This is a genomic window from Myxococcales bacterium, from assembly GCA_022563535.1.
Classification (GTDB): domain Bacteria; phylum Myxococcota_A; class UBA9160; order UBA9160; family UBA4427; genus DUBZ01.
This window is the reverse complement of the sequence record JADFNE010000049.1, coordinates 25254-33134: the sequence shown is the minus strand read 5'-3', so window position 1 is coordinate 33134 and position 7881 is coordinate 25254. Positions and strand designations below refer to the sequence as shown.

Sequence of the window (7881 nt, the reverse complement as noted above, 5' to 3'; positions counted from 1 at the left end):
GCACGTTGGCGTCGACCTACTACGGTCTGGACGTGCTCTTTGGTACATCCGAACTCGCCTTCAATAATGGCGTTGTCGCATATTTTGGTTACTCGGTACTTTATTTGGTGCTGTATGCGATCGCGGCATTTGTTCTGAGCAAGCGTCTGCGAACCGCCAATTTCACTTCTTTACCCGAGATCCTCGAGCGGAACTATGGGACCGGTGCTGCCACCTTTGGTGCTCTGGCGTCGATCTTCTATTCGATTCCCGCGCTCGCGCTCTTCGCCCTCGGGCGCATCTCCGAGGTGATCTTTGGGGTCGACGCGATGATTGGCGCAGCAGCGATCGGGTCCATCGCGTTGGTCTATACCTTGTGGGGTGGCCTTTGGGCCGTGGCCATTACGGATACGATTCAGTTCGTGTTGATGTGCGTCACGCTCGCAATCGGGATCCCCCTGTTGCTGCATGAAGTCGGTGGCTTCGAGGCGGCTGCACAAATCATACCGCCCGATCACTTCGACCTGCTGGGCAACCTGCCCATTTGGTTGTTGCTGGCCTATGTGGCTACGGGGCTCAGTGTCTTCGTCGAACCTGGCTTTTATCAACGCATCTTTGCTGCCAAAGATTACCGCCAGGCGCGCAACGCACTCCTGATCGCCGTTGTCATCTGGGGAACATACGATTGGCTGGTAGTGGCCGGAGGCATGTTGGCCCACTCCGCGATGCTTCAGGGCATTCTCCCCGCCAATCTTCATCCCAACGATGCGCTGCTCACCGCAGTCACCTATGCGCTTCCTGTGGGCTTCGTCGGGATTTTTCTGGCGGGCGTTCTCGCCACATCGATGTCGACCGTCGACTCCTACACGTTGGTGGCGGGAGCCAATATGGCCTACGACCTCTACCGGCCCCTGGTCAAACCCGACATCACCGATCAGCAACTCGTGAAGTTCACCAAGCGGGGAGTTGTCGTCGCCTGGGTGCTCGGGTTTTTTCTCGCCTTCATGTTCGATCGATTGATGGCGCTCTGGGTCTTTACCGCGACAATTCTGACGTCGACCGTATTTGTTCCAATCTTCATTGGCCTCTATTGGAAGGGGCGGAAGACTCCACTCGCGGGCACCCTGAGTTGTGGTCTGGGGCTCCTCAGTGTGATTGTCTACTACATTACGATCATGAGCCTCGGTGAGCCGAACGAGTTGTACGGGACCTTTATCTGGACTTTCGAACTTGGCAGCACCTCGATCAGTCTCTGGCAGGAGTACGCACTTTTCTTCAGCCTGCCGATGAGTGTCGTTGGGTTCCTGGTCGGGAACTTGTTTGGACGGGAGGCGGTGAAATGAACCCCTGGGATCTCCTTACTTGGGTCGCCGCTGTGCTGCTCGCGGCGAGCGCCTTGACGATTTTCGTATTTTTTGCGAAAGATGCGCGCGAGATCTTCCGGGGAGAGTCGACGGATCGCGACAAAGAAAACTAGAAGTCGTGCCGAAGACCGGGATGGCACACACTGAGAATCGACACTACCGTGAAGTGCGCCGGGTCGCAGTTTTCAAGAAACCCATCGGCAGATGCAACGTCTTGCATACCCTTCGGCGGACACCGAGGTGACTGGAGCGCAACGGTTGCACACCGCTCGACCGCAGAGACGTCTGAAGAATCTTGGTGGTCAAGTAAGAACCAATGAGACCGCCAGCGCGTCTCGGTTGGTGTTGGTGGCGGTTACAAACTCTACTGCCAAGTTCCGGGAGCAGGTAGTCCCGAGAGCAAGCTTCGGCCGAGTCATTCAGGGGCGAATCGGAACCGCATTTCACCGATCTCCAGATCGCGAAAGCGTGGCTCGATCAATCGAACGCGCACGGCCCTGAGGTCGTTCGCTCTTCTCGCATGGGATTGCGAGTGACGGTCGCAACCGCACCACCTCGAAGCCGTCTCGTTCGAGGCTTGCGAGTTCGCGATCGACTTCACTGCGGACCATATTGCTGCACACGAGGACGGTGTCCGCCGAAAGCTCACGGATTGCCGCGGGTGCGACGGTTTCGAGATTCCAGATCACCTCTCCCTGCAGCATCTCGACTGGCTCGGCGATAGCCACGAGATCGGCTTCGTCGATATTTGTCCATTGGAAGAGCCGGGATGTCACTTCACCCGCACCAAAGAGGACGACCCGTCGATCGCGTCGGTTCCATGAACTCACCAGATCACGGACCCGTGCTGCAAGCCACTCGGGTTCGAGGGAGAATGCTTTGGGCGGGGGAGGGCTGGCCGCCTTCTCTTTCTCCCGCCTCTCGCCCGCAGCTTCGTCAGTCGGGACAGGTTCGCCGTATAGACGCACGAGTTCGATCCCATGATCGCATAGCGGACTCAGCTCCCGGTAAATTTCGTCTTGCATGGCGGCCGAGGAGATCAGAACCACATCGGGATGAAGGCTTGCGATCTTCGACGGGGCGATGACTTCGAAGCCCCACTGGCACTGTCCGTGGAGTCGCTTGGAGCGGTCTGCCACGCCGACGATCTGTGCATCTCGCAATCGCGTCAGTTTGAAGAGCGCCACCGTGTGCTCGCCAGCCCCATAGATCAGCACTCTTTTGCCGGAGTCCTTCCACTCGCTCACGAGTTGGTCAATCCGGGGTCGCAGAAATTCGGGCGTGTATTGAACGACGTATTTCTGCCATGTCTCGGGGCGAGAAAATTGAGGCCGATTTCGCGTCCGGCCCTGGGCCTGCACTCGTTCTCGCTTTCTTCGCATGTACTCGGCAAGTGGTTCGTGAAGCAACATTTGGTGCACGGGATCCCAGCACTCCGGTCGCTTCAGGAGGGCCTCGGCGGCATCGATGCCAAAGTGCATAAACGCGGCGCTTCGGGCGAAGTGCGGGAGCAGGTCGCGATTCTTCGGCCGCCCGAGAAGCTTGATGATGCGTCGAATCTTCTCCTGCAATCCATCCCGACATGCCTGCCGCTTCAGCGCATAGGACGTAAAGTCCACGCGTTTGGCGTGGCAGGCGCCGGGGACATAGTGGAGCCCATGTCGGAATGCCACGGCCAACCCGAGAAACCAATCCGACATTTCCTCCAACTCGGGAATGAAACCACCGCAGGAGAGCAATGCCTGGCGCTGAAAGATGGCCCCGCGCGCTTCGAGGATGTCGCCGTAGAGTAGATGCGAAAGTTCGTCGGGCGAGTAGTAGGCCTCGACCGGTGGTAGAGAGGGCGTTCGTTCCAGGATTTCGAGGCCTTGTGTCACGGTCAGAAAATCACCGTAGGCAAGGCCCGCATCGGGATGTTTTTCGAGTGCCGTCATGGCCGCTTCGAAGAAACCCGGCAGTACGATGTCATCGGCGGAGAGTCCGTAGACATAGTTTCCGCGTGCCGCCCGAAACCCCTGGTTGGTGGCGCGGGGTGTGCCCTGGTTCTTGGCGCTGCGAATCAACCGCACGGTGGGGTTCTTGGCAGCAAACTCGGCCACCACTTCGGCACTACCGTCCGTGGAAGCGTCGTCTACGACGAGGACTTCGTCCGGAGGACGGGTCTGTTGCAGCACGGAGTCGATCGCATGGAGGACCACATCCCGGTGATTGTATAGCGGGATGATGACGGATAGAGCGGCGCGCTTCACAGACTGGGTTCCCTTGACGTGTCCATTCCAATAGGACCGTATACGAACGCGAGCGGATGGGGGCTTCGCCGAGCGCACGCTTCTAGCAGGTCATCGGAAGATTCCATTCACACTTGAGCAAGGAAGCCCGCAACTACGCGTCCTCTTTGCAGGTCCGGTGATTCGAGGGAAGCGGCGCGTGTGTGCATGGTCCTGTGGATCGCATTGGATATCGAGAACGTAAATAGTCCGTCTCGACGGGAAAGTTCGCGCGCAGTTGCTCAAGTTTGCAACCAACCTGCCGACCGGTGAGGTATCTCGAGAGGCAATTCTTTCTGGCGAAGAGAGACCGATTCGATGACACAACTCAAAGACACCTGGACTTGCCACCTTTGCACCGAAGGAGAAGTCGTTCTCGTACCGGGTTATGCCAAGCTGCGAAGAGTCACCTCCGATTGTCGTCCCTGGCACCGGGGCGGGGCTTTGGGTGTGTGTCGGTCTTGTGCTTCGGTCGTGAAGGACGTGAGCCCCAGCTGGCAGCGCGAAGCCGACGAGATTTATGCTGGCTACGACATCTTCCATCAATCCGCTGGAAGCGAACAACTGGTTTACAGCGGAGCGCAGGGAGCTGCACGATTTCGCTCGGATCCTCTGGTAGACAAGCTTCGATCGGTGCTTCCCCTTTCCGAAAGCGGAAGGCTTCTCGACGTAGGCTGCGGGAAGGGCGCGTTCCTTCGCGCCTGGTCACGAGCCTTCCCCGGCTGGGATCTCGAGGGAAGCGAAATTGATGATTCGACGGTCGATGTCGTGGAATCGATCCCCCAGGTTCGGGCGATGCACACGAGCGGTCTCGACCGCATCGAGAACCACTTCGAGCTGATTTCAATGGTTCATGTGCTCGAACATGTTCCGCATCCGCAAGAGTTTCTGAGACAGGCGCGGGAACGCTTGAGCGATCCGGGGTGGCTCTTTATCGAGGCGCCCCACTATGCAGAGCAGGCCTTCGACTTGATGGTGGCCGACCATTGCAGCCACTTCTCGCCCGCCACCCTCGATCGATTGCTTCTCTCTTCTGAGATGGAACCGGCTACGAGAAGCCAGGAGTGGAGCGGCAAGGAAGTTAGTGGCGTCTACCGGAGGGCGCCCGCGCGCTCGCTGACATCTCCGCTTCGCCCTTCGTTTCTAGAGACCTATCGCGCCGTCGAGCGGTGTGTTTCCTGGCTCGACGCGACAGCCTCGCGGGCCCAGGAAATTCGCAGCAAGGGGCCCTTTGGAATCTTTGGAACTTCGATTGCTGCGACATGGCTCGCCAGCTCGATCAAACGTCCAGTGGTGTTCTTCGTCGATGAAGACCCGAAACGGCAGGGGCGCGAACACATGGGCGCTCCGATTTTCGCTCCCTCCGAGGTGCCCGCCACAGCGACCGTCTTCATGTGCCTTCCCTATCCGCAGGCGCATCACGTAGACAATCGGTTGTTGCAAACAGGAAGACGCTGGCAGACATTGCTGCCCTCGCCGCCCGCGTAGCGGGCAAGGGGCCCCTTGTGGTGACGGAGACCGAAGCGGCGCTCGGTCCCGAGAGCCCGCATGCTGCGAACACCCGGCCTGGAGAGAAAATCGTAGTGACGGATCGGGGGCTAACGCGCCTCTCGCTGTACGAGCTTCGCGCGAATCCAGGCTTGCATCTTTTCCGGAGTCGCGGCGGGCTTGGCGACGCAGCGTGAGCACTCGGGGCCCAAGTTCTTGCCCGTGAGGAGCTGTCGTCGCAACTGAAGATAGCTTTCATCATTCAGAATTTCGGCAAAGCCATGATTCGGTGCCAGGTTCCCCATCGAGTCACCACGCTGGCAGCACGAATAGACCTCACCCTTGGGATCCGTGTAGATCTGCGACCACGGGGAGTCGCAAAGCCGGGTCAGTCCTTCGGGCAGATCGTCGCCAGTGTCGCCGACAGTTTCGAACGTGCCCTGGATACCCTGGCGTTTGATCTTGACATCCCCACCTTTGCGGTTTGCGCCGTAGAGATAGATCTCCCGAGCATCCAAATAGCGAGCGATCTCGGCGCCTTTCAATTTCGATTCGATCTGATCGTAGGATTCGGAGCAAACAAGGATCAGGTCGCGACTCTGGCGTTGCTCGAGATAGTCATCAAAGCAAAGGACGGGACTCTCATCGATTTCACCAGACCACGAGCTGTCGAGAAATCCCTGGAAGTCTAGGTCCGCGCGTCTCTTGACCTGGCCGGCGATGTACCGCCCCGGCGCCCCGCTGCCGTAGATGAAGATTCGATCTATGGGAACCAGGTCTTCGAGCTTGGCGAGATAGTGCCCGTTATCGAGGATGCGGGTCTTTCCGATCAGCTTGACGACCCGGCGCATGATCCGCCGGTGGTCTTTTACGCGCATGCAGATGTCCAGTTCCTTGGCCAACGCGAGTGCTCGCTCGATCTCTTCGGCAGCGCGCAGAAATTCATCGTCGGGCATGTCGCATACATGATTCGCCGTGACTGCGGCGCCGTCGAAGTAGCTCACCGAGTTGAAGTTGATATGACGGATGCTGCAACTCGCCGCAGTTGCGACGAGGTGGCAGAGCCCCATGACGACCGCGTCCGTTAGAACACCTGTCCAGACAATTCGCGGCATCGGGATCCGATGTTGGATCGCGTGGGCCTGGATCAATTGGGAGTTGTAGAGAATCGAGCGGACGTCGACCGATTTGCGGACGGCGCGAAGGATTTTCTGATCGACGATATCGATGCTGACCTGGATTTCTTCGAATTGCGCCAGGACTTCGATTTCCCGCGGCGTGAGGACTCGCGAGAAGTTCGAAACGATGGTCATCTTGACATCGAGATCGAGGAGGCTCTGACAGACTGCTTCCCAGCCTTTGACCAGAGTGGTCTCGCCGTAGTAACCGACACTGGCCTTCTTGATCTTGTTCTTCTTGATGTAGGCGACGATTTCGTCGAGTTGCTGCTGAGAGGTTTCGGCATGGAAACCCTCTTCATGCGTTCCTTGAGGACAGTAGACGCGCAGCGCAGGTTGCAGATATTGGTGAAGTTGAACTCGACGCTCTCCACAGCACTATTGAGGTGTACGAGTGATGCTAGTTCATCCTGTTTTTGCGCACTTGGGATGGTATGGCTGGCAGGTTGCGACATGGCTGTTTCCTATTCTCTAAGCTGAGGCCGTGAAGCCTAGGAGGCGTAATTGACAGTCCCGGCGAGACTCCCCGAATCATTCGGGTTGACGCTCGGGCGTTCGAGACGGGCGTAGTCATGGTTCACGCGATCGAGCACCGCATTCGATGCTTCTTCCGCAGCGTTCCACAGTGTTTCGCAGGCGGGATCAATCTCGTTTGCGTGCAGGCGGATCATGTTTCGGACGTACTGGCGGTGCAGGGAGTTGGTCGAACGTCTCATCCAGGCGGCCACGCGCTTCGTGCCGGAGTCCGTATTGGGTGTCGATCGATGGACGTTGCCTTCGATCGTCGCCGAAATCTCTACCCCTGCGATCTCATCGCTATCTCGTACGACGTAGATTTTGGAAGTCTCTTGAATGGCGTTCGCCACGTACTCGCCGTCGATGGTGCCGGGCATCGCGCCATCCCATAATGTGGGGCGAATCAAGACGGGGTGGAGGTGAAATGCTCGAACCAGCAATCCTTCTCGCCCCACGCGCCAGAGAAGTTGCGAAGGCCAGGAGGTGAGTCGCTCTTCGCGCCAAATGTGGTTGTTGGCACAGATGTGAAGATTCTCGAGTAGCAACCGCATTATTGTGCGATTGTCGAGCGTCACACCCGAGCTGATGTCCTCTGGAAATTTCGTCTCGAGAGCCGTCAGAAAAGACGACTTGGTGGCACGGGGAACAGCCATCATGACGGTGCGTGCGCCGTCATGTGCAAGCTCGTGCATGCGGAGGAAACTTCCATCACTCCAGATGGCATCGGGTGCAAGAATAATAAGTATTTCATCTCGGCGCTGGGCAATCGCGACGGCGTGCCGATGACGATCCGTCAGCAGTGCGTGCTGACTTCTGGAACCGAAAAAATCCTCGCTTTCGATCGTATGGAATTCAACCGCGACCGTGTCGGCGAGTTTCGGAAAGATTGCGGAGTCGCGAAGCATGACTTCGGACTCTCGCGTACAGTGAATGTGGTTCACGTCGGCTGCTCGCGATAGCGCCGGCAAGTTGCCGTCGGAGAGATTGGTGGGAAGCGTGACATCCGCCATCAGACGAGTGAATTCCGTCCCCCAAACTACGTTCACGACTCCGTATCGATTCTTGGACGTCACGCCATCCTCGTTTTTT

General features: G+C 58.0%; 6 protein-coding genes. 3 read left to right on the top strand and 3 right to left on the bottom strand.

Annotation, left to right across the window (positions count from 1 at the left end; translation table 11 throughout):
• Together IH881_14585 and IH881_14580 are read left to right on the top strand one after the other, a co-directional pair.
• Positions 1-1322, top strand: a 1322-nt coding sequence (locus tag IH881_14585; protein MCH7868921.1) for a sodium:solute symporter family protein, incomplete at its 5' end; no start/stop codon positions are given.
• A complete protein-coding gene (locus IH881_14580) occupies positions 1319-1456 on the top strand; it encodes a hypothetical protein (protein MCH7868920.1) in 138 nt (45 codons plus the stop codon). The genes IH881_14585 and IH881_14580, both read left to right, overlap by 4 nt.
• A 330-nt stretch (positions 1457-1786) precedes the next feature.
• Here the strand turns inward: IH881_14580 and IH881_14575 are convergent, their stop codons facing one another.
• Positions 1787-3592: a glycosyltransferase gene (locus IH881_14575; GenBank protein MCH7868919.1), complete on the bottom strand. Its 1806-nt coding sequence runs from the start codon at positions 3590-3592 to the stop codon at positions 1787-1789.
• Positions 3593-3928: 336 nt separating this feature from the next.
• Between IH881_14575 and IH881_14570 the strand changes: the two genes are divergently transcribed.
• Positions 3929-5098: a methyltransferase domain-containing protein gene (locus tag IH881_14570; protein ID MCH7868918.1), complete on the top strand. Its 1170-nt coding sequence runs from the start codon at positions 3929-3931 to the stop codon at positions 5096-5098.
• A gap of 110 nt (positions 5099-5208) precedes the next feature.
• Here IH881_14570 and IH881_14565 read toward each other — a convergent pair whose 3' ends face one another.
• Together IH881_14565 and IH881_14560 are read right to left on the bottom strand one after the other, a co-directional pair.
• Positions 5209-6411: an SPASM domain-containing protein gene (locus IH881_14565; protein MCH7868917.1), complete on the bottom strand. Its 1203-nt coding sequence runs from the start codon at positions 6409-6411 to the stop codon at positions 5209-5211.
• A 356-nt stretch (positions 6412-6767) separates the two neighbouring features.
• The gene (locus tag IH881_14560) at positions 6768-7865 is read right to left on the bottom strand and encodes a hypothetical protein (GenBank protein ID MCH7868916.1); all 1098 of its coding nucleotides are present in this window, start codon (positions 7863-7865) and stop codon (positions 6768-6770) included.
• Positions 7866-7881 lie beyond the last annotated feature (16 nt).